The sequence below is a fragment of the Bradyrhizobium sp. SEMIA genome, from assembly GCF_014844175.1.
In the GTDB taxonomy this organism is placed as follows: Bacteria; Pseudomonadota; Alphaproteobacteria; order Rhizobiales; family Xanthobacteraceae; genus Bradyrhizobium; species Bradyrhizobium arachidis.
Genome location: NZ_CP046601.1, coordinates 2,176,201 through 2,196,479 on the forward strand (window position 1 = coordinate 2,176,201; position 20,279 = coordinate 2,196,479).

General features: G+C 63.6%; 19 protein-coding genes and 2 pseudogenes. 17 read left to right on the top strand and 4 right to left on the bottom strand.

Features of this window, described 5'->3' with window-relative positions; translation table 11 throughout:
• Positions 1 to 55: 55 nt before the first annotated feature.
• The 6 genes from FOM02_RS10560 to FOM02_RS10585 all read left to right on the top strand — a co-directional run bounded on the left by FOM02_RS10560 (position 56) and on the right by FOM02_RS10585 (position 4,134).
• A complete protein-coding gene (locus tag FOM02_RS10560; protein ID WP_265441749.1) occupies positions 56 to 1,027 on the top strand; it encodes an ankyrin repeat domain-containing protein in 972 nt (323 codons plus the stop codon).
• A gap of 53 nt (positions 1,028 to 1,080) precedes the next feature.
• Positions 1,081 to 1,293, top strand: a complete 213-nt coding sequence (locus tag FOM02_RS10565) for a hypothetical protein (RefSeq protein ID WP_265441750.1) — start codon at positions 1,081 to 1,083, stop codon at positions 1,291 to 1,293.
• A gap of 43 nt (positions 1,294 to 1,336) precedes the next feature.
• Positions 1,337 to 1,942, top strand: coding sequence for a hypothetical protein (locus FOM02_RS10570; RefSeq protein WP_265441751.1), 606 nt, complete (start codon positions 1,337 to 1,339; stop codon positions 1,940 to 1,942).
• The gene (locus tag FOM02_RS10575) at positions 1,933 to 2,886 is read left to right on the top strand and encodes a CHAT domain-containing protein (RefSeq protein ID WP_265442176.1); all 954 of its coding nucleotides are present in this window, start codon (positions 1,933 to 1,935) and stop codon (positions 2,884 to 2,886) included. The genes FOM02_RS10570 and FOM02_RS10575 overlap by 10 nt, the downstream gene beginning before the upstream one ends.
• 15 nt (positions 2,887 to 2,901) lie before the next feature.
• Positions 2,902 to 3,276, top strand: coding sequence for a hypothetical protein (locus FOM02_RS10580; RefSeq protein WP_027559464.1), 375 nt, complete (start codon positions 2,902 to 2,904; stop codon positions 3,274 to 3,276).
• 135 nt (positions 3,277 to 3,411) lie between these two features.
• Positions 3,412 to 4,134: a hypothetical protein gene (locus FOM02_RS10585; protein WP_027559463.1), complete on the top strand. Its 723-nt coding sequence runs from the start codon at positions 3,412 to 3,414 to the stop codon at positions 4,132 to 4,134.
• Between the two features lie 243 nt (positions 4,135 to 4,377).
• On the opposite strand, the gene FOM02_RS10590 is transcribed toward FOM02_RS10585, so the two are convergent.
• The 4 genes and pseudogenes from FOM02_RS10590 to FOM02_RS10605 all read right to left on the bottom strand — a co-directional run bounded on the left by FOM02_RS10590 (position 4,378) and on the right by FOM02_RS10605 (position 8,490).
• Positions 4,378 to 5,403 (bottom strand): ABC transporter permease, encoded by a 1,026-nt coding sequence (locus FOM02_RS10590; RefSeq protein WP_027559462.1) that lies wholly within the window; start codon positions 5,401 to 5,403, stop codon positions 4,378 to 4,380.
• 11 nt (positions 5,404 to 5,414) lie between these two features.
• Positions 5,415 to 6,917, bottom strand: coding sequence for a sugar ABC transporter ATP-binding protein (locus tag FOM02_RS10595; protein ID WP_027559461.1), 1,503 nt, complete (start codon positions 6,915 to 6,917; stop codon positions 5,415 to 5,417).
• A gap of 6 nt (positions 6,918 to 6,923) precedes the next feature.
• Positions 6,924 to 7,946: a sugar ABC transporter substrate-binding protein gene (locus tag FOM02_RS10600; protein WP_027559460.1), complete on the bottom strand. Its 1,023-nt coding sequence runs from the start codon at positions 7,944 to 7,946 to the stop codon at positions 6,924 to 6,926.
• 141 nt (positions 7,947 to 8,087) lie between these two features.
• Positions 8,088 to 8,490 (bottom strand): annotated as a pseudogene (locus tag FOM02_RS10605) (globin).
• Between the two features lie 476 nt (positions 8,491 to 8,966).
• On the opposite strand from FOM02_RS10605, the gene FOM02_RS10610 reads away from it, so the two are divergent.
• From FOM02_RS10610 to FOM02_RS10660, 11 genes and pseudogenes are all read left to right on the top strand, one after another.
• A complete protein-coding gene (locus FOM02_RS10610) occupies positions 8,967 to 9,344 on the top strand; it encodes a DUF2946 family protein (RefSeq protein WP_027559459.1) in 378 nt (125 codons plus the stop codon).
• An 84-nt stretch (positions 9,345 to 9,428) separates the two neighbouring features.
• Positions 9,429 to 11,827 (top strand): annotated as a pseudogene (locus FOM02_RS10615) (TonB-dependent receptor family protein).
• A 26-nt stretch (positions 11,828 to 11,853) separates the two neighbouring features.
• Positions 11,854 to 13,065 carry a sialidase family protein gene (locus FOM02_RS10620; protein WP_027559457.1) on the top strand — a complete coding sequence of 404 codons (1,212 nt, stop codon included), beginning with the start codon at positions 11,854 to 11,856 and terminating at the stop codon, positions 13,063 to 13,065.
• Entirely contained in the window at positions 13,062 to 13,559 is a 498-nt protein-coding gene (locus FOM02_RS10625; protein ID WP_027559456.1) for a TlpA family protein disulfide reductase, read from the top strand. Before FOM02_RS10620 ends, FOM02_RS10625 begins: the two co-directional genes overlap by 4 nt.
• 29 nt (positions 13,560 to 13,588) lie before the next feature.
• Complete coding sequence (locus tag FOM02_RS10630; protein WP_027559455.1) at positions 13,589 to 14,119, top strand: copper chaperone PCu(A)C; 531 nt, start codon at positions 13,589 to 13,591, stop codon at positions 14,117 to 14,119.
• Positions 14,120 to 14,130: 11 nt separating this feature from the next.
• Positions 14,131 to 14,553, top strand: coding sequence for a hypothetical protein (locus FOM02_RS10635; protein WP_231164036.1), 423 nt, complete (start codon positions 14,131 to 14,133; stop codon positions 14,551 to 14,553).
• A 20-nt stretch (positions 14,554 to 14,573) separates the two neighbouring features.
• On the top strand, positions 14,574 to 15,089 hold the full coding sequence (locus FOM02_RS10640; protein WP_027559453.1) for a YcnI family protein: 516 nt from the start codon (positions 14,574 to 14,576) through the stop codon (positions 15,087 to 15,089).
• Entirely contained in the window at positions 15,089 to 16,651 is a 1,563-nt protein-coding gene (locus tag FOM02_RS10645) for a copper resistance CopC/CopD family protein (protein WP_027559452.1), read from the top strand. Before FOM02_RS10640 ends, FOM02_RS10645 begins: the two co-directional genes overlap by 1 nt.
• A gap of 142 nt (positions 16,652 to 16,793) precedes the next feature.
• On the top strand, positions 16,794 to 18,113 hold the full coding sequence (proS, locus tag FOM02_RS10650) for a proline--tRNA ligase (RefSeq protein WP_027559451.1): 1,320 nt from the start codon (positions 16,794 to 16,796) through the stop codon (positions 18,111 to 18,113).
• Positions 18,114 to 18,186: 73 nt separating this feature from the next.
• Positions 18,187 to 19,467, top strand: coding sequence for a lipoprotein-releasing ABC transporter permease subunit (locus FOM02_RS10655; RefSeq protein WP_027559450.1), 1,281 nt, complete (start codon positions 18,187 to 18,189; stop codon positions 19,465 to 19,467).
• Between the two features lie 7 nt (positions 19,468 to 19,474).
• On the top strand, positions 19,475 to 20,176 hold the full coding sequence (locus FOM02_RS10660; RefSeq protein ID WP_027559449.1) for an ABC transporter ATP-binding protein: 702 nt from the start codon (positions 19,475 to 19,477) through the stop codon (positions 20,174 to 20,176).
• Positions 20,177 to 20,279 lie beyond the last annotated feature (103 nt).

The following is a 20,279-nucleotide window of genomic DNA, read 5'->3' on the forward strand; positions in this document are numbered from 1 at the left end:
AATCGCGTATGGCTGGTCCGGCTCGCTTCAATCTGCGAAGTTGGTGAGCAAGCGCATGACAGAAGAAGAGATCCTGAGAGTTGCCGGAGCGGCTATCAAGGGCGATGTGGCGGTCGTTGCCGAGGCGCTGGACAGAGGAATGCCGCCAAACATTTATTTGGGCGGGCCGACATTGCTCAATCTCTTGGCTCAACGTGGGCAAGTCGATGTTCTCCGTCTGATGCTGTTGCGGGGAGCCGATCCGAACTCTGTCGGCGATCAGGGCGTCACCGCGCTCATGTCCGCCGCGACGGCGGGGCAACTCGCCGCCGTGGAGGTATTGCTCGAGCATGGCGCCGATCCGGATCTGCGTGACGCGAACGGAAGAACCGCGTCGGACATGGCCGCGCTCAATGATTATCGCGCGGTCTTCAGTCGCCTTCGACGAAGGCCGAGTGCCGGCTCAGATGCCATGCGCCAAATTAATGCGTTCCTCGATGCGGATGCGCGGCTTCGGCATGTGAGCCTGAAAGTCACGTTCGCCTCAATGAGCTGGAGTCTACCGTCAGCTGCTGCGGGAGCGTTTGGAGTGTCGTCGATGCGGGTGGACGAGACGACAATCGTGGAATTGAAGCAGATCGAAGCCGACTTTTTGACTCTTGCGGGTCAGTCGGTGCCGGCTGGCGGGTGGCAGGCGTCGCCTCTCGCGCAAGCGGCTGAATGTTCTCGGCTCTCCGCCTTCATCCTCGATACCGTGCTGGAGCAGCCGGGTCGCGCCGCGGCTCAATACAAGGCGGCGCAGGCCATCTTCGAAAGGGCCGGCCTTTGGGCGGAAGCCCGGGACGCTGCCGATAACGCGGCAGCGTGCCTCGACGTTGCGTCCGGCAATGTCGAGCAGCGGCAAGAGCGCGCGCGGGCGGCGGTCGCCTCGGCACCTCCATCCACTGTTTCGAGAGCGTCTCATTTGATCCAGCTGGTGAAATCCAGCTGCAAGTCCGCAATCAACTGGCGGCGATCGCGACATTCAAGGACGCGGAAGCCACCCTGAGACAGGCAGGTTACAAGGAGCCGCCAGCCCCCGGCACGATCTTCAACGAGATAATGGCATCGATGATGAGCGATGCCGGAAATGGCCCTCAGCTGGTGCAGCGTGCCGGCAACATCCTGAAGCTCAGGCTGCTTTTCTACCGGTTATACTTCGGCTTGAAGAATGCCTATGGCCCGGTCGACAAGGCCAACCTCGGCAACCCGAGCGAGGCGGATCGTTATGCCCGCCTCATTGTAGATCATAAACTGCAGACCCAGGGGAAGTAGTGGCGTGCTCCTGGCGGTCAACCAGCTCCTGACGGAGGTTCGAATGCAGCGCCTGTCGGGCGTGTCGGGGCGCGACAGGCGTACGGCGGCCGAAAGGCTCGTAGCGCAAGCGGCCGCGCTGCCACAGCGCACTATCAAAGCCGCTTCCCTGGTGGAATTGTCCGACACCTGGCTCGATGATGAGCCTGCCAAGGCGCGATGCTTTGCCGTGCAGGCGCGCGAGCTGGTAGACGAGACGACGGCGCCGAACGTTACGGCGCTCTCGCTCACGATCGAGGCGGACGCCGCCTTGAAGGACAAGGAGCCCCAGCCGGATCGCGCCTACGATCTGACACAGCGCGCGATCGAGCTGGCCCGGCAGCATCGTGAACAAACAACGGAACCAATTCTCCGGGCAACCTCGATGCTGGATCGCATTCGCATCTTCGAGAGCGCGACCTCGGCCGCCTTGGCCGCTGGACGTCTGGCGTGCGCGCTGAAGGCGGCTGAGAACCAGCGGCCCGCGCTGCCAGGTGAACCGCCATTGGACTTGACGCTGGTTCAGGAGGCGCTGGAGATTGGCGAGCTCGCCATTGTCTACACCTGGTTGGGAGCGGCCGGCTTCTGGTCGCGACCGTCGAGCGAAATTCGTTGCAGTCAGTGCCGGTGACGGTCAATCCAGAGGCTTTGCGCATTCTGGAGTCGTTCTCGGCCCATCTTCGAAACGGCGGAATCGGAGGCTGGAGCTTCACGTCCGAAGAGGCTGATTTGCTCGATGTCTTGCTTCCAGCGCTGTTACCCTCCCTGGTGACGTCGCGACTGGCGAACGCCCGGAAGCTGTTCATCCTCCCGCATCGGTCGCTTCATGCGATTCCCTTCAGCTTGCTCAGGTTCGGGGGAAGTCGTCTCGGTTTAAGTTATCCCTGGACGACGATCCCAAATCTCGGGGCCATCCATCGTCGTATACCGGTCACCGACGGGCAAGGCGTGGTTGCCGCGGGCATTGACTATTATCCCACCGCTCAACCGACCAGGGGATTTGACGGCGTCGCCGAAGAAATCGTTGCGAGGCACGAGGCTCGCGGACTTCCGGCCAATCGGCTCACGGAGCCGGGCGTCTGCAATACACTTGCAGGGATGCTGGCCGGCGGTGAGCTGGACCATGCCGCCTTCTTGCTGCTGGCTTGCCATGGCACGTCCGCACAGGGCGATGTCCCCGGAGAGTCGTTCCTGCAACTGGGGTCGGAACGGCTGACTGCAGACATGATCTCCAGATCTCGCGTTCCCGCCGATCTTGTCGTGCTCGTCGCGTGCTGCTCCGGGCAGCGGGCCGTCGGCGGGATGGGAATTCAATTTTGGCCCGGGGACGATCTGTTCGGACTCCAGGCCGCCTTTCGCGCCGCCGGCGTGCGCCAGGTCATCGGATCGCTCTGGAATGCCAAGGTCCGCGCCGCAAAGTCGATGGCAGGCCTCGTGTACGACGCCTGGGTCAATGGTGCGGATGCCGCCACAAGCATCCAAAGAGCGGCGCGGGAACTCTACAAGGACCCTCTCCATCAGCAAAAGTACGAATGGGCCCCGTTCACGGCGGTGCAATTTGGCATGAAAGCATAACGTACGGAGGTTGCGATGAGTTTGCAGATTTACGTCGAAATCAACGGGGACCAGGATCCGAAAATCGCCGCGAAACACGAAGACGAGATCACCGCGTTGGCGCGCGCGAGCCTCGGGGATGTAAGCGGTGTTGCGATCGACGGCATGGCCGTGGATTCGGAGGCAAATCTCGATCCCGTCGCGGTCGCCCATCTCGCGGTCCTGCTGACTGCCATGGCCGGCGCGGTTGGAGCCGGAGCAAAGCTTCTTGCTGCCTTGCGCAAAATGGTCACCGAGGGTGGGGCGTTGATCCGGGCTATTAAGGTCGAGATCGGCGGAAGGCCGCGCTCGCTGGAGAGCGTTACGCCGGAGGAGATCGACAAGGAATTGCGAGCCCCCCGCAGGCACTGAAAGCGCGAAAGTCAAAGGTCACCGCCGCTCATTGCACTTCAATGATGGGAGGCTCCCATTTTCGGAATCCTCAGCAAGCTTTTCCAGCCGAAGAATCCATATCAGGGGTTCCTAGGAAAAATCTGGGACATCTGGATGCACCAGAATGTGGCCCATGCAGCCCTGTTGGCGCGGTGGTCGTGGCAAAAGCTGCCCGTGGAGATCATCGCACAGGCAGAGGACTTGAGACGACGGGCCGATGCCGCCGGCCGACATCAGGTGATCCGTGACCAGGTGGCCCTCCAGCTTGGCTCCCTTGGAATATCTCCCGGCTTCGGCGGCGGCTTCCTGGGCTTCAATCCGGATCAGGCCATGTTCATCTCTGTGATGGCCATGATCCGCCAACACAATGGCGATCCGCCGGCCGGATCAACCGACGTGATCGCGGTGGCAGAGCCCGTCCTGACGGGGCAAAGGCAACCGCACGATGCACTGATCGCCGCCGCGCCTCCGGAGGCGCGGCAACTATACGCAATACTGCTTCCCGTCGTCAGACAGTTCGGTTTCGAAAAACTGTTTCTGGTCGCGTCGTACGTGCAGGCCGCGTTTGCGCTCCCGCGCGAGCGCATTATCCACCTGCTGCCCGACGCAAATCGCCTGCGACTTCAATCGCTCTACGAGCTCGTGCAGAACGGGCCGCTGAACGAAACGGATCGACCAAAGATGTATGCCGTTTTTCTTTGGTTTGTCGGTGAGCTGATCGAGAGCGGCGCTATTTCGAATTTCGGTATGACCAAAGAGCAGATCACGCAGAGCCAACCCTACGATCATGTCGTCCGTCGGCTGTTCGAGCTTGGCTGGTTAACTGTTGAGTCGTGATTCAAACGCCTGGGGATGAGTGTGGCGTGAAAGCGCGGATGAGGTCACAAGGCGCCACGACGGAAGAGCTGCCGCCGGTCTAGGCTCACTGCTTGAGCGCTTGACCGATGATGACATCATGCTCCTGTTTTGCCCGACGAGTCAAACGTCGCCACGGCGTCGGCTCAGACTCGCTCCGCGCCAAATTCTCCAATGATTTGTACTGTGCATGGGGTTGTTTTCGCGGTTTTGTTTTTAGGCCGTCTATTCCGCCGTTTTTTCTCGCAAACGCTGCGCATAGACGTTGATGACCAGCGCCGCCAGCAGGATCAGGCCACGGATCAGGATCTTCAGGAAGCTGTCGATGTTGACGTGGTCGAGGCCGTTATTGAGAACTCCGAGAACGAAAAGCCCGACGATGGTGTTGCCGATGCCGCCGCGGCCGCCGAACAGGCTGGTGCCGCCGACGACGACCGCAGCGATGGAGTCGAGCAGGTACGTGTCGAACTCGTTCTGCTGCGCGCTGCCGAAATGGGCAACGCCGAGCATGCCGCCGATGCCGGAGCACACCGCCGAGATCACCATGACGGCGCCTAAGATGAGCTTGACGTTGAGACCGGCATATTCGGCAGCCTCGCGATTGCCGCCGACCATGTAGACGTAGCGGCCGAAGCGCGTGTAGGTCAGCACGAGGTGGCCGCCGAGCAGCATGATGGCGGCGACGATGACGATCCAGGGGATGCCGCCGATCGAGCCCGAGCCGAGCGTCGTGATCAGGCTCGGCACCTTGTAGGCGATCTGGCCGCGCACCAGCAGCGCCGAGATGCCGGCCGCGATCTGCATCATCGCCAGCGTCATGATGAAGGAGGGGATACCGATCACGGTCAGCCCCAGCGCATTGACGAGGCCGAGCAATGCGCAGAGCAGGATCGAGAGGATGATCGCGACCGCGCCGGGCAGGGGGATATTGGCGATGTTGACGTAGGACTCCTGCAGCGTGAAGTAGGCGACCGCGATGCCCGTGACGTTGGCGATGCTGGCGATCGACAGGTCGATCTCCGCGCAGAGGATCACGAAGGTGAGGCCGACGGCGATGATGCCGGTCACCGACACCTGCGTCAGGATGTTGCCGAGATTGTCGAGCGTGGCGAAGGAGGGACTTGCGAAGGCGAAGAAGGCAGACAGGAAGATCAGCGTCAGGAACGGGGCGATGTTGCGCATCTGCGAGCGCAGGAAGGGCGCAAGGCCCCGCGCCCGCTGCCCCGCCGCCAAAGCCGTCTCGCTGCTCATGTGCTTCTCCGTCACGCCGCTTCCAGCAGGCGGTCCTTGCTGACCGGCTCATTCCTGAATTCCCGTACCACTTCGCCGCGCTTGAGCACGAGGATGCGGTCGGCCAGCGACAGCACCGTTTCCGGCTCAGTCGACAGCACGATGATCGCGAGCCCTTTTGTGCGGAGGTCGCGGACGATGTTGATGACGTCGTTCTTGGCGCCGACATCCATGCCGCGGGTCGGCTCGCACAGCACAAGAAGCTTTGGCGGGTAGGTCAGCCATTTCGCCAGCGCGACCTTCTGCTGGTTGCCGCCGGAGAGCATGCCGAGATCGAGGCCGACCACCGGCGGCCTGATCTGCAGTTGCTCGACCTGGCGCTTTGCGATGTCGCGCTCCTGCGCCGGCTTGAGCAGCAGGGAAGAGATGCGATCGAGAATGCTGATCGAGATGTTCTTGTAGACCGGCTCCTGGTGAAACAGCATGTCGCGCCGGCTCTCCGGCACCAGCGCTACCCCGGCGCGCCGCGCCGCCGCCGTACTGGCGAAGGATTTTGGCGTGCCCTCGACGGCAAGGGTGCCGCTATCAGGCTTGAGCTTGCCGAACAGGATGCGGGACAATTCTTGTTGCCCGCAGCCCATGAAGCCGTAGATGCCGAGCACCTCGCCGGCACGCGCCTCGAAGGAGATGTCCTTCAGGCTGCGCGACAGCGACAGCTGGTCGACCTTCAGGACCACCGCGTTGTCGCTCGGCTGCGGCAGCATCAGATCGTCGGTGTAGCTGTGCTCGAGCGCCTCGCCGCCACGGCCGATCATGGCCTCGATCAGCGCGCCCTTGCTGGTCGCGGCGCTTGCTGTCTCCGCGACCTTCCGTCCGTTGCGGAACACGGTCACCGTGTCGGACACGCGAAGGATGTCCTCGATGAAATGCGAGATGAAGACGATGCTGGTGCCTTCCTCGCGCAAGCGCCGGAGGGTTGCGAACAGTCGCTCGACCTCGGGCGGGGAGAGGGCGGAGGTCGGCTCGTCCAGGATGACGATGCGGGCGCCGGAAAACAGCACGCGCGCGATCTCGATCAGCTGCTGCAGCCCGATCGGCAGATCGCCGAGCCTCGACATCGGATCGACGTCGATGCCGAAGCGGGCGAGCTGCTCGCCGGCCTCGCGCGCCATCCGCCGCCATTGCACGAGGCCAAGGGCGTTGGTCGGCTGGTTGCCGAGGAAGACGTTCTCGGCGACCGTCAGGTCAGGCGCGACGGAAAGCTCCTGATGCACCATGGCGATGCCGGCGGCATGCGCGTCGCGGGCCGAGCGGAAATGCTTCTCTTGGCCATCGATCAGGAAGCGGCCGGAGAATTCGGTGTGCACGCCGGCGATGATCTTCATCAGCGTGCTTTTGCCGGCGCCGTTCTCGCCGACGAGACCGTGGATCTCGCCGGGATGAAGCGCGAAGTCGACACCACGAAGCGCTTCGACGCCGCCGAAGCTCTTCGTGATGCCCTGCAGTTCCAGGATGGGCGAACGACCCGCTGACATGGAAGCTCAGATCAGGAAGTGATCCTGCATCCACTGCATCCCGGCGGCGTTGGCCTTGGTCACGACCGGGCCGTCGGTGACGACGTTCTTGGGGATGCCCTGGCCGCTCTTCTCGCCGCCGACCACGGCGGAGACGCCCGCGATGATGGCGCCGCCATGGATGCGGCAGGACGGATTTCGGACGGTCGCGAACATGCGGCCCTCGCTCACCGCCTGGATCGCCGGCGGCATGGCATCGACGCCGCCGATCAGGATGTTGGTGCGATTGCGGGCCTTCATGATGTTGGCCGCCGCAAGCGCCATGTCGTCATTGTGGAAGAACGCCGCGTCGATCTGCGGATACTTGGTGAGATAGGTTTCCCAGAGGCGCGCAGTCTTGGAGACGTCCCAGTCCGCCGGCTGGGTGTCGAGCACCTCGATGTTCGGGAACTGCTTCACCACAGTGTTGAAGCCTTTCGCGCGCCCCTGCGCGCCGGTGTGGCCGAGCGCGCCTTGCGTCATGATGATCTTGCCCTTGCCGCCCATGGCGTTGCACAGCGCCTGCGTCACCGAGGCGCCCATGAACTCGTTGTCGGGGGCGAGGAAGGAGTGGACGTTAATTTGATCGAGGGGAGCAATAAGCGTGTCCATGTCGATCACGGGCGTGCCGGCGTCGATCATCTTCTGCACGGGCTGGGTGAGGGTGCCGATGCCGAAGGCCTGGATCGCGACGAAATCCCATTTCTGCGAGGCCATGTTGTCGATCGCGGCGCGCTGCTTCACCGCGTCGAGCTGGCCGTCGAACCAGGTGACCTCGACATTGAACAGCTTGCCCCAGAATTCCGCGGCCTGCTTGCCTTGCGCGCACCAGGTCGCCTGGAGGCCTGCATTGGAGAACGCCGCCTTCAGCGGCTTCTCGCTGCGTCCGACCTCGGCTGCCAATGCGGGGTTTATGCCCATGCTGCCGAAGAGGGCAGCCCCGGCGCCGGCGGCCGCTGCCGCCTGAAGAAGATCGCGCCTCGTCGTCGAGAAATCTTTCGTCCCGGACATCGCTCGCTCCCATATCTCTTATCGTCGGCGCGTCATTGCTTGCGCGACCGATGTCCGAAAGTCTCTCACAAGAGTTGGTGCCACTCAATCTGCAATCAGCCGCGGGATCGCCGCAGCTTTGCGTTGGTGCAGCGCAAAGCGTCAGGCGGGAGCGGTGGCGAATGCATCGATATCTGGGAGCAGCTGGTCCCAGGCCTGCGCCATCTCGGCCGACCATTCGTCGCCGAGGAGATCGCACAGCGTATCCCTGATGATGCCGAAGAAAGCGATGAACAGCTCGCGCGGCGTGCCGTAACCATCGTGCGAGGCGACTTCGCAGGCGATCAGCCGGAAATGCCCGCGGCGCTCACCCGCAAAGTCGAGGATTGCCTCGATGGTCAGGGCAAGCATCGCTCCCATCACCAGCTCGCGGCCTTGCGCGCGGAACATCGTGCGTTTCCGGATGCTGTTCGAACAGACGCTGGTAGACGAGCGGCGTGAGATCGGCGCAGCGCGATGCCGCGATCTCAAAACTCTGTTCGATCGGATCAGAGGAAGCGCTCACTGGAGCCACCCAGACAAAAAAAAGAGCGGGGCCCTGGCCCCGCTCAAAAATTGTGTCGACCCTATTATCCCCGATCTTAAGATTTGATCTTGATTGACGGGGCGACGCTGCGTTTTGCGCGCCAGGGGCTCCTCCCGAGACTTGGACCACCAGACGTCGACCTCGCGGTCAGGCCTGAGCAAGAGGATGCTAGATCAACTTTTCTCACTTGTCATCATTTTCGGCAACGAATGTTCAAAATTCGAGCAATGGACGAAATGATCGGGCTGTTTACCTCGTAAGCATATGACAAATATAAGAAATCTGTGGATAGGGCAGGCTTTGGCCGCTGCCTCAAATGCCGGGCGCCCGGTCCCGTGGGGCGGCCCGATCACAGTTTCCGGCAAATTTGCGCTGGACCAAGAAGGCGGCGGAACTGACCTCGACTCGTCCCCCGGCCGGGTGTTTAGTTAGCGCACGAACGAACGGTTCGGTGGATGCGCGCACGGCTGCAAAAATTCCTGCCTCTCGTCCTGCTCGCCCTGGCGATGCAGGTGCTGGCACCGATCGCCGCGTGCTGGTCGGCCGGCCAGGCCGTGGCCGATCCGTTGTCGGCCGCCGTCATCTGCCACAGCGTGGGCGAACAGGGCGGTGGTCCGAACGATCGGACCGGCACACCGACCGCGCATGGCGCGGCCTGCGCGTTGTGTTGCCTGGCGCAGGCGGGCGCCTCGCTCGATTCGCCGCCGCAGCTCGCATTCTCCGTTCCCCTCCGCCACGCCGAGCGCGTGTCGTGGCGTGCCGCGGAGGTGACCCTCGTTGCCGCCGATAAGGGCTCGAACACCCAGGCGCGCGCGCCTCCTCATCTTTCCTGACGACCCTCGTGATCGCCGCGGTCCGTCCGGCGGCGATTGATGTTGTCGATTGGCCGGAGCGAAAGCCGGCATCAGGAATGCCCCATGTCAGTTTGTCATGCCCGTCGTGGCGTGAGCCTCGTTGCCATTCAGGCCGCGCTGCTTGCGTCGTCGAGCGGAGCCTTCGCGCAAAGCCGCAACACTGAGCTCCCCGCTGTGACTGTCGAGGCGCCGCAGGCGGCTCGCGCCAAACCGGTCGTCCGGGCCTCGAAACCGCGATCCGTGTCCGCGAGCCGCGCGCCGAAACCCGTTGCGCCGAGCGCAAGCGCCGGTGCGCCGACCCAGAACAGGACCGTGACTGCCAGCGCAGCGCGCGACAGTCTCAATCAAGCGCCATCCGGCCAGACCGCGACGACCATCGATCGCAGCCAGTTCGATAATCGTCCCGCGTTCTCGGTCAGCGACGTCCTGCGGGACAGCCCGGGCATCTCGATCAAGCAGGGGAATGGCCCGCGCGATTTCGGCATCTCGATTCGCGGGTCCAACGCGAGGAACGGCTTTGGTATCCGCAATCTCGTGATCTTCGACGACGGCTTTCCGGTGACGCAGCCGGATGGCCTGTCGCGGAGCGACCTGATCGACCCCCGTGCCTATGGTGCAATCGACGTCGTCCGTGGTCCCTCGTCGGCGCTGTACGGCAACTACGCGACCGGCGGCGCACTCAATTTCCGGACGCGGCCGGGCGGCACGATCGACGGCGTCGAATATGGCGTCGACGGCGGCAGCTACGGCTATCTCAACAATTACCTTGCCGCAGGCAAGAAGGTGGGAAATTTCGAGGGCTCGCTATTCGCGAGCGACGCGCGCGGCGACGGCTACATCGGCAACAGCTGGTTCAACACGCAGACCGTCAACTTCCTCGGCACGCTCAAGGCGACGCCGGACGATCGCTTCACGGTCAAGATCATCAACAACGACCTCAGCGCGCGGCTGCCGATCCGGCAGTCGCTGAACCAGTACTATCAAAATCCCTTCCAGCAGGGCTGCGCGACCGGTGTCACGGCCGCGGCCGGATGCGGTACGGTCACGCTGTTCAACAACGGTTTTAATACCGCGGCAGGCACGGACAAGGAAACGGCTGTGCAGGCCGGGCTCGGCCGCAATGATCGCCGCACCATCGTCGGTGGTCGCTGGGAGCACGATTTCGACAACACCACGACCTGGCGCAATCAGTTCGTCTTTGACGACAGGAACATCAACCAGCCGACCGGCGCGACCAGCGCCATCGGAGATTTTCCCTCATACAATTTTATGAGCGACGTCACCAAGCGCGGCGAGATTGTCGGCCTCGAGTCCACCACGTTCTTCGGCGCCTTCTACAATACTCTAACGGCCTCGAGCGATACGTGGAACGTGATGCCGGGTGGCAATGCAACGCTCGGCAGATTGTCGAGCAATCTCTATAGCGAGACCACCAACTATGGTGTTCGTGCCAGGGAAGAGCTCAAGCTCACTGCGGCACTGACTGCGGTCGCCGGCATCGGTTGGGAGACAACCCTCCTGAAGGGTATCAACACGGCATACGCATACGCCGGCCCCACCGGCATTACCACCACAACCCTCACGACGGCGGATCGGCAGTTTCAGAATGCCGCGCCGGAGTTGGCGCTCCTCTACAATCTCAACAACGAGTGGCTGTTCCGCGGACGGGTCGCCACAGGATACGGCACCCCGCAGGTCTCTAATCTTTTCGTCCTTCCGACCGGCTTGTCGGGCAACAATACCCAGCTTCAAACCCAGAAGAATCTTGGCTACGACCTCGGATTCGACTGGACGCCCAACAATGCGCTCAAGCTGAGCGCGACCGGCTTCTACGAGTTCTTCCGCAACGAGATCGTCAGTCAGGCAACTCCGATCAACGGCATATCCTATACCTTCAACGCCCCGCGATCGGAGCATCGCGGCGTCGAGCTTGCGGCGGATTGGAAGTTCTATCCGGGCTGGCGGTTCATGGCGGCATATACCTACCTCGACGAGGTCTACACCGAGTATGTCGAGAACATCACCAATGGTGCGGTGTTCAGCTTCAACCGGGCAGGCAACAAGATCCCCGGCATCTCGCCCAACGAACTGACGGCCCGGGTCGGCTACGACGAGTTCGCCGGGTCGCTGGCGGGCCTTGGTGGCTTCGTCGAGATCCAGTGGAAGGACTCATTCTACATGGACAACGCGAATCTGCTGAAAGCGCCAGGCTATGAGCTGGTGAATGTGAACGTTCACTACAAGACCGATCTTGTGTCGGACACATTCAGATCGCTGAACCTGTTTCTCGAAGTCAGGAACGTGTTCGACCGCACCTACGTTGCTCGGCAAACAACATCGCCAACACGGTGACAGCAGCAGGCCTTCAAAATCCTGCGAGCGTCCTCGCAAATACGACCGGTTCGATCTACGCAGGCTCGCCGCGCACCTTCGTTGCAGGTATGAAGGTGGCATTCAAATGAGCCGGGCTCTCGAAGGGAATCGGGCCATGATCCGAACTGGCTTGCTCGCAATCGTCACTCTTGCGTTCTTGCATGGTGCGGCGCTCGCACAGATGCACGGTCAGCATGCATCGGAGGCGGCTTGCGACGAGCCGACGCTACGCTGTGCGACCAAGGTGACGCCCGCATTCGCTCCGGACGGTACATTGTGGTTGGTCTGGATGGCGGGCGGGCAGGTCTCTGTGGCAAGCTCGCGGGATGCGGGGCAGGGTTTCTCGGCTCCCGTCCAGGTCACGACGAAGCGGCTGAACCTCGACTGGGGCCCGGACGCGCGGCCGAAGATCGTGGTCGATCGCAAGGGTGGCATCGCGCTCGCGTTCTCGATCTTCAGGGATGAGGCCTTCAACGGCCAGGTGCTCTATACGCGCTCGGCCGATGGCGGGAAGAGCTTTGCCGAGCTGAAGCCGATCACCGCCAGCAACGAGAGCCAGCGTTTTGAGGCGCTGGCGCTCGATCAGGACGGAACGGTCTTCGCGGCATGGCTCGACAAGCGCAATCGCGTTCTCGCGAAGGAGGCGGGACAGAAGTACGAGGGGGCGGGGCTGTTCTTTGCTTCGTCCAGCGACCGCGGCACCACCTTCGCGGAGGCCCGATTGGCGCGCGAAGGCACCTGCGAATGCTGCCGGTTGGGACTGACATTCGCGGCGCCTGGGCGACCGGCCGTGATTTTCAGGAACATGTTTGAAGGCGGCGTCCGCGATCATGCGGTCATGACCTTCACCGACGTCGCGACTCCAGGCGACATCCGCCGGGTCAGCAACGATGACTGGCAGATCAACGCCTGCCCGCATCACGGGCCGAGCCTCACGGTTGCGCCGAACGGGACCTATCACGTCGCCTGGTACACGAACGGCAAGGCGCGGAAGGGATTGTTCTACGCGCATTCGCGCGACGAAGGCCGCACGTTCTCTTCGCCGATGGGGCTGGGGAAGCCCGGCCGCAATCCGACGCGCCCCTACGTGCTCGCGGGCCCCGCCGGAACGGTGATGGTCTGGAAGGAGTTCGATGGCGAGAAGACCTCGGTCCAGATGACGATCTCCCGAGATGACGGAGAGAGCTGGTCGCCGCCGAAGACGATATCGAGCACGACAGACACCTCCGACCACCCCTTGCTGGTGTCCAATGGCCGGCAGGTCTACCTGTCATGGATGACGAAGGCGGAAGGCTATCGGCTCACAGCGATCGAGGATCAACCATGACATATCGATTTGCCGGCATTCTGGCCCTGGCGACCCTGGTCGCGTCGGCCGCTACGCTCGCGGCGGCGCCGGCCCTCAAACCCTTTGAGCGTGGTACCTGGCAAAGCGTGCTGAAGGGCCATGCCGGCCGCCCGACGCTGGTGCATTTCTGGGGCGTGACTTGCGGGCCCTGCAAGCTCGAGCTGCCGGAGCTCGGGCGGTTTGCAAAGGACCATCCCGGGATCGACGTGGTCACAATCAGTGCCGACCTCGTGCCGAATCTGCCAGCCGCCACGCAGTCGATGCTCGACAAGGCGGGGCTATCGTCGACCGAGAATTTCATCTTCAGCGACGGCTTCGTCGAGCGCTTGCGATTCGAGATTGATCCTGCCTGGCAGGGCGATATCCCTCGGACAATGCTGATCTCGCGGGACGGGACCGTCACGACGATCGAAGGCTCGGCCGAGATGGCCGATCTCGAAAAATGGTCGGGCCAACAGCTCGGCACCCACTGAAATTCAATCTGCAAAACGGGAAGACCGATATGAAGACGATGTTGAAAGATGTGATGCTCGCGGCGGTCGCGCTCGCACTTTGCGCGGCACCTGCGGCGGCCGAGGACGTCAAGGCCGGCGATCTCGTCATCTCGCAGGCGTGGAGCCGGGCGACGCCGGGTGGGGCCAAGGTCGCCGGCGGTTACCTGACGATCGAGAACAAGGGAACGACGGCGGACAAGCTGGTCAGTGTGTCCGCCGATATCGCCGGCAAGGCCGAGGTCCATGAGATGGCGATGGACAATGGCGTGATGAAGATGCGTCCGCTCGACAAGGGGCTCGTGATCGATCCCGGCAAGACGGTAAAGCTCGCCCCCGGCGGCTATCATTTGATGCTCCAAGAGCTGAAGGGGCCGTTCAAGCAGGGCGACAAGGTGCCGCTGACGCTGGAGTTCGAAAAGGCCGGCAAGGTCGCGGTCTCGCTCGACGTGCAGGGCGTCGGCGCGCAGGCGCCGGGCGATGCCGGCCATTCCGGCCATGAGATGAAGAAAATGCCGGATCATTCGGGAATGAAGATGTGATGAGGCCGATCATGCTTCCCATGACCTCGCGTCGAAATCTTGCGGGCCTCGCGCTCGCGATGGCTGCGTTGCTGTCGGTTGCCGCCACACCGCTTGCGGCGGCGACCGACGACGACAGCTTCTTCACCCATCTGCACACCGAGAAGGCGATGGCCAATGTCACGGTCTCGCCAGGCCGCGCCGGCCCGGTCGAGATCGCGATCCAGCTTGAAACCACCGACGAGACGCCGCTCTCGGCGAAAGCCGTGTCGGTGACCCTCGTCGATACGCAATCCGGCCGGAAGCTCGCGCCGGTCGAGGCGTCGCGCGACGGTGAAGACAGCTGGCGCGTGAAGGTGGCGCAGTTGACGCCCGGGCGTTGGATGCTGGGTCTCGGAATCTCGATCTCCGACGCCGACCATGTCAGCGTTGAATCGCCGATCCTGATCAAATGACCCCGCTGAAGAGGTTGAACATGTCGAAGCGATCCTGCCTGATCCTGATGGCCGCGCTCACCGCGACCCCGGCGGCGGCGCATATCACACTGGAGACCAAGCAGGCGGCGGTTGGCTCCTATTACAAGGCCGTGTTCGCCGTGCCACACGGCTGCAAGGGCTCGCCCACGGTGAAGATCCGCGTGCAGATCCCGGAAGGGGTGCTCGCGGTGAAGCCGATGCCGAAGGCGGGCTGGAGCGTCGATGTCGTCGAGGGCAAATATGCCAACGAGTACGACTATCACGGCAACAAGCTCTCCTCCGGCGTCAAGGAGGTGGCCTGGTCCGGCGGCAAGCTGCCGGATCACAATTACGATGAGTTCGTCATCAGCAGCTTCCTCACCGACAGCTTGAAGCCAAACACGACGCTGTACTTCCCCGTCGTCCAGGAATGCGAGACCGGCGTCAGCCGCTGGATCGAGATCCCGGAAGGGGCAGGGCATTCGCATGAGGGCAACTCGCCCGCGCCTGGCGTGAAGCTGCTGCCCAAACCCTGATGCGCCTCATCGCCGCGCTTGCGACGCTGCTTCTCACTGTCGGCTTCGCGACCGGGGCGTCGGCGCATGCGGCGCTCGTCTCGGTCGAGCCGGCGAGCGGCAGCATGCTTGCGAGCGCGCCGAAAGCGGTGGAGCTGCGCTTCAACGAGGCGGTGACGCCCGGCGCGATCCAGCTGATCGACGGCACGGGCAGGGCGCGGGACGATGCGCGCGTCAATGCATCGGGTGAGACCATCTCGGTCGCGATGCCGCCGGACCTGCCGCAGGGGACGGCCGTGGTCAGCTACCGCGTGATCTCGCAGGACGGTCATCCCGTCTCGGGATCCGTGATCTTTTCGATCGGCATGCCGACGGCGACAAAGCCTCCGGTCACCTTGGGTGGCGCCTTGAACGCGCTGATCTGGCTGGCGCGGATCGGCCTCTACCTAGGTCTGTTTGTCGGTGTCGGCGGCGTGTTCTTTGCGCGCTGGATTGCGTGGTCGATGATCGGCATGACCGTTCCGCGCGTCGCGCTCGCCATCGGCCTTGCGGGCGCAATTGCGTCCCTTGGCGCGTTGGGCCTCGATCTGCTCGGCCTGCCGCTGGCGGCGCTTGCGACGGCCGCTCCCTGGAAGGTTGCGTTCGCGACCAGCGCCGGCCCCGCGCTGCTCATTGCCATCGCGGCGATGCTGCTCGCTTGGATGGCGCTGCGGAGCGCATGGTACGCGCGGGCTCTCGCGATCGTCGCGTTCATCGGCGTCGGTCTGTCGCTCGCCACGACCGGGCACGCTGCAACGGCTCCGCCGGAGGCGCTGACCCGGCCGGCGATCTTTCTCCACGGGCTCGGCGTCACCATCTGGATCGGTGCCCTCGCGCCGCTCATCGCGCTGATGTCGAAGCCGGCGACTGCATCGCTCCCCGTCGTGAACCGCTTCTCCCGCCTCGCTGCGCTGGCGGTTGGCGTGCTCGCCTCGACCGGTCTCGCGCTTGCGATCGTTCAGCTCGAAAAGCCGGCAGCGCTGGTCGAGACCCGCTACGGGCTCGTCCTCTCGATCAAGCTTGTACTCGTCACGGGATTGCTGGCGCTTGCGGCGTTGAATCGGTTCCGGCTGACACCCGCTCTGGCCCGGGACGAGACATCGACGCCTGCGCTCAAGCGCTCGATCCTGCTCGAATGCAGCATCGCGCTCGCCATCTTCGCCACCGTCGCCGGCTGGCGGTTCACGCCGCCGCCGCGGACCATTGTTCCGGACACGCCGCTGGCGATCCACATTCATAGCGACAAGGCGATGTTCCAGGTGCTGGTCTCGCCGGGCAAGGCTGGCATCGACGACTTCGTGCTCCAGCTCATGACCGGGGAGGCGACGCCGCTTGCGGCCAAGGAGGCGACCTTGACCCTGAGCCTGCCCGAGCGCGGCATCGAGCCGATGGAACGCAATGCTGAGCTCGGACCGGACGGCTATTGGCACGTGCGCAAGGTCGAGCTGCCCTTTGCCGGGCGCTGGCATGTGCGGATCGACGCGCTGGTGACCGATTTCGAGAAGATCACGCTCGAGGACGATCTCGAGGTGGGGCCACCCTAGACGAGGTTCAAGTCGAACCTGAAGGCAACGGAAAAATGACAGGAATTTCGCCGCGTTAGCGGCTTTTCCTCATTCCCGGCCTTGTGTTTTCGCTCCCAATCCGCTTTCACTGCAAGCCCTCACTGATTCCTCGAGTATTGCCATGCGGTTGTCGCGGTTCTTTCTGCCCATTCTGAAGGAAAATCCGAAAGAGGCGGAGATCGTCTCGCATCGGCTGATGCTGCGCGCCGGCATGATCCGCCAGGAAGCGGCCGGCATCTATGCCTGGCTGCCGCTCGGCTTCCGCGTGCTCAAGAAGGTCGAGCAGATCGTGCGCGAGGAGCAGGACCGCTCCGGTGCGCTGGAACTGCTGATGCCGACGCTCCAGCTCGCCGACCTCTGGCGCGAGAGCGGCCGCTACGACGCCTACGGTCCGGAGATGCTGCGCATCGCCGACCGCCACAAGCGCGAGCTGTTGTACGGGCCGACCAACGAGGAAATGATCACCGAGATCTTCCGCGCCTACGTGAAGTCGTACAAGAACCTGCCGCTCAATCTCTATCATATTCAATGGAAATTCCGCGACGAGCAGCGTCCGCGTTTCGGCGTGATGCGCGGCCGCGAGTTCCTGATGAAGGACGCCTATTCGTTCGACCTCAACGAGGCCGCGGCCCGCGTCGCCTACAACAAGATGTTCGTCGCTTATTTGCGCACCTTCGCGCGGATGGGGCTGAAGGCGATCCCGATGCGCGCCGAGACCGGCCCGATCGGCGGCGATCTCAGCCACGAGTTCATCGTGCTTGCGGAGACCGGCGAATCCGGCGTGTTCATCAATCGCGACGTGCTGGACCTGCCGGTGCCGGGCGAGGACGTCGACTATGACAGTGACCTGACGCCGATCATCAAGCAGTGGACCTCGGTCTATGCGGCGACGGAGGACGTCCACGACGCTGCGCGCTTCGAGCAGGAAGTGCCGGCGGAGAAGCGGGTGAACACCCGCGGCATCGAGGTCGGTCAGATCTTCTATTTCGGCACGAAGTATTCCGACGCGATGAAGGCGCTGGTGGCGGGTCCCGATGGCGTCGACGTGCCGATCCATGGCGGTTCCTACGGTGTCGGCGTCTCGCGCCTGCTTGGCGCCATCATCGAGGCCTGCCATGACGATGCCGGCATCAAATGGCCGGAGGCGGTGGCGCCGTTCCGCGTGGCGATCCTCAACCTCAAGCAGGGCGATGCCGCGGTCGATGCGGCCTGCGAGAAGCTCTATGCGGAGCTCACCGCCAAGGGCGTCGACGTGCTCTACGACGACACCGACCAGCGCGCCGGCGCCAAATTCGCCGCCGCCGACCTGATCGGCATCCCCTGGCAGATCATGATCGGGCCGAAGGGCCTCGCCGACGGCAAGGTCGAGATCAAGAAGCGCAATGACGGCGCCCGCGAGACCATGTCGCCTGCGGACGCGGTCGCCCGCCTGGTCGGCTGAATATTGTTCATCGCCCGAGATCGCGGCCGCCAATCCGGCCACAATTGACCCCGAATCATGGGATTATCGAGCGATGGACGAGACCATGACCGAAACCAAGCAAACCGCGCCTTTCGCGCCATTCGAGTGGATGCTGTCGGCGCGCTATTTGCGGGCGCGCCGCAAGGAGGGATTCATCTCGGTCATCGCCGGGTTCTCCTTCCTCGGCATCATGCTCGGCGTGGCGACGCTGATCATCGTCATGGCCGTGATGAACGGTTTCCGGAAAGAGCTGCTCGACAAGATCCTCGGCCTCAACGGCCACATCCTGGTGCAGCCGCTGGAATCGCCGCTGACCGACTGGAAGGACGTCGCCGATCGCATCAGCCAGGTCCAGGGCATCCGGCTTGCCGCGCCCGTGGTCGACGGCCAGGCGCTGGCGTCATCGCCGTGGAACGCCTCCGGCGTGCTGGTGCGCGGCATCCGCTCCGACGACCTCAACAACCTCACCTCGATCGCCAAGAACATCAAGCAGGGCTCGCTCGAGGGTTTTGACGAGGGGCAGGGCGTTGCGATCGGCCGGCGGCTCGCCGACCAGCTGTCGCTGCATGCCGGCGACAGCGTGACGCTGGTGGCGCCGAAGGGCGCGGTCACGCCAATGGGCACGACGCCGCGCATCAAGCCGTACAAGATCGTCGCCGTGTTCGAGATCGGCATGTCCGAATACGATCTCGGCTTCGTGTTCATGCCGCTGGCGGAGGCGCAGGCCTATTTCAACCGCAGCAGCGACGTCACCTCGATCGAGGTGTTCACCACCAACCCCGACAAGATCGACGCCTTCCGCACGGCGGTGACGGAGGCCGCGGGCCGCCCGGTGTTCCTGGTCGACTGGCGGCAACGCAACTCGACGTTCTTCAATGCGCTCCAGGTCGAGCGCAACGTGATGTTCCTGATCCTGACCATGATCGTGCTGGTCGCCGCCCTCAACATCGTCTCCGGCCTGATCATGCTGGTGAAGGACAAGGGCAGCGACATCGCGATCCTGCGCACCATGGGGGCATCGCAAGGCTCGATCATGCGCATCTTCCTGATCACCGGCGCCTCGATCGGCGTGGTCGGTACGCTGGTCGGCTTCTTCGTCGGCCTCGTGATCTGCCTCAACATCGAATCGATCCGGCAATTCCTGTCCTGGCTGACCTCGACCGAGCTGTTCTCGCCGGAGCTCTACTTCCTGTCGAAGCTGCCCGCCGAGATCGACATCGGCGAGACCACGGCGGTCGTCATCATGGCGCTGACGCTGTCGTTCCTGGCGACGCTCTACCCGTCCTGGCGCGCCGCGCGCCTCGATCCCGTCGAAGCGCTCCGGTACGAGTGAGGGGCTGATGGAGCAGCAGGGGGCTGACGATGTACCGGTCATTTATCTCCACGAGATAAAGCGGCAGTACTTGCAGGGCGAGGTGCCGCTGACGATCCTCGACGGCGCCAAGCTCGCGCTGTGGCCGGGCCAGTCCGTCGCGCTGGTGGCGCCCTCGGGCTCGGGCAAGTCCACGCTGCTGCACATTGCGGGGCTGCTCGAGGCCCCGGATTCCGGCGAGGTCTACGTCAACGGCGCGCCGACCTCGCAGCTGCCCGACATCGAGCGCACCCAGCTGCGCCGCACCGACATCGGCTTCGTCTACCAGTCGCACCGCCTCCTGCCGGAGTTCTCGGCGCTGGAGAACGTGATGATGCCGCAGATGATCCGCGGCCTGAAGAAATCCGAGAGCGTCAAGCGCGCCAAGGAGATCCTCGGCTATCTCGGCCTTGGCGACCGCATCACCCATCGCCCGGCCGAGTTGTCAGGCGGCGAGCAGCAGCGCGTCGCGATCGCGCGCGCGGTCGCCAACGCGCCGCGCGTGCTGTTTGCGGACGAGCCGACCGGCAATCTCGACCCCGGCACGGCCGAGCACGTGTTCCAGGCGCTGATGCAGCTGGTCAAGGCGACCCAGGTCTCGATGCTGATCGCGACCCACAACATGGAGCTCGCCGGCCGCATGGACCGGCGGGTGTCGCTGTCGAACGGCCAGGTCGTCGAGCTCGAATAACAAACTTACGAAAACAACCCCATGCACAGTAGCCGGACACTGCCGGCTGCAAGCGGGATGACGCATGCCAATCCCTTGACGTGTCAGGTCAACCCGCCGCGAC

Excerpts from the sequence above, each read along its gene's own strand:
- FOM02_RS10560 (WP_265441749.1), top strand. The coding sequence starts at position 56 with ATGACAGAAGAAGAGATCCTGAGAGTTGCCGGAGCGGCTATCAAGGGC.
- FOM02_RS10645 (WP_027559452.1), top strand. The coding sequence starts at position 15,089 with ATGCGCCTCATCGCCGCGCTTGCGACGCTGCTTCTCACTGTCGGCTTC.
- FOM02_RS10600 (WP_027559460.1), bottom strand. The coding sequence starts at position 7,946 with ATGTCCGGGACGAAAGATTTCTCGACGACGAGGCGCGATCTTCTTCAG.
- proS (WP_027559451.1), top strand. The coding sequence starts at position 16,794 with ATGCGGTTGTCGCGGTTCTTTCTGCCCATTCTGAAGGAAAATCCGAAA.
- FOM02_RS10585 (WP_027559463.1), top strand. The coding sequence starts at position 3,412 with ATGCACCAGAATGTGGCCCATGCAGCCCTGTTGGCGCGGTGGTCGTGG.
- FOM02_RS10610 (WP_027559459.1), top strand. The coding sequence starts at position 8,967 with ATGCGCGCACGGCTGCAAAAATTCCTGCCTCTCGTCCTGCTCGCCCTG.
- FOM02_RS10655 (WP_027559450.1), top strand. The coding sequence starts at position 18,187 with ATGGACGAGACCATGACCGAAACCAAGCAAACCGCGCCTTTCGCGCCA.
- FOM02_RS10625 (WP_027559456.1), top strand. The coding sequence starts at position 13,062 with ATGACATATCGATTTGCCGGCATTCTGGCCCTGGCGACCCTGGTCGCG.
- FOM02_RS10590 (WP_027559462.1), bottom strand. The coding sequence starts at position 5,403 with ATGAGCAGCGAGACGGCTTTGGCGGCGGGGCAGCGGGCGCGGGGCCTT.
- FOM02_RS10640 (WP_027559453.1), top strand. The coding sequence starts at position 14,574 with ATGTCGAAGCGATCCTGCCTGATCCTGATGGCCGCGCTCACCGCGACC.
- FOM02_RS10595 (WP_027559461.1), bottom strand. The coding sequence starts at position 6,917 with ATGTCAGCGGGTCGTTCGCCCATCCTGGAACTGCAGGGCATCACGAAG.
- FOM02_RS10660 (WP_027559449.1), top strand. The coding sequence starts at position 19,475 with ATGGAGCAGCAGGGGGCTGACGATGTACCGGTCATTTATCTCCACGAG.
- FOM02_RS10570 (WP_265441751.1), top strand. The coding sequence starts at position 1,337 with ATGCAGCGCCTGTCGGGCGTGTCGGGGCGCGACAGGCGTACGGCGGCC.
- FOM02_RS10630 (WP_027559455.1), top strand. The coding sequence starts at position 13,589 with ATGAAGACGATGTTGAAAGATGTGATGCTCGCGGCGGTCGCGCTCGCA.
- FOM02_RS10565 (WP_265441750.1), top strand. The coding sequence starts at position 1,081 with ATGGCATCGATGATGAGCGATGCCGGAAATGGCCCTCAGCTGGTGCAG.
- FOM02_RS10635 (WP_231164036.1), top strand. The coding sequence starts at position 14,131 with ATGCTTCCCATGACCTCGCGTCGAAATCTTGCGGGCCTCGCGCTCGCG.
- FOM02_RS10620 (WP_027559457.1), top strand. The coding sequence starts at position 11,854 with ATGATCCGAACTGGCTTGCTCGCAATCGTCACTCTTGCGTTCTTGCAT.
- FOM02_RS10580 (WP_027559464.1), top strand. The coding sequence starts at position 2,902 with ATGAGTTTGCAGATTTACGTCGAAATCAACGGGGACCAGGATCCGAAA.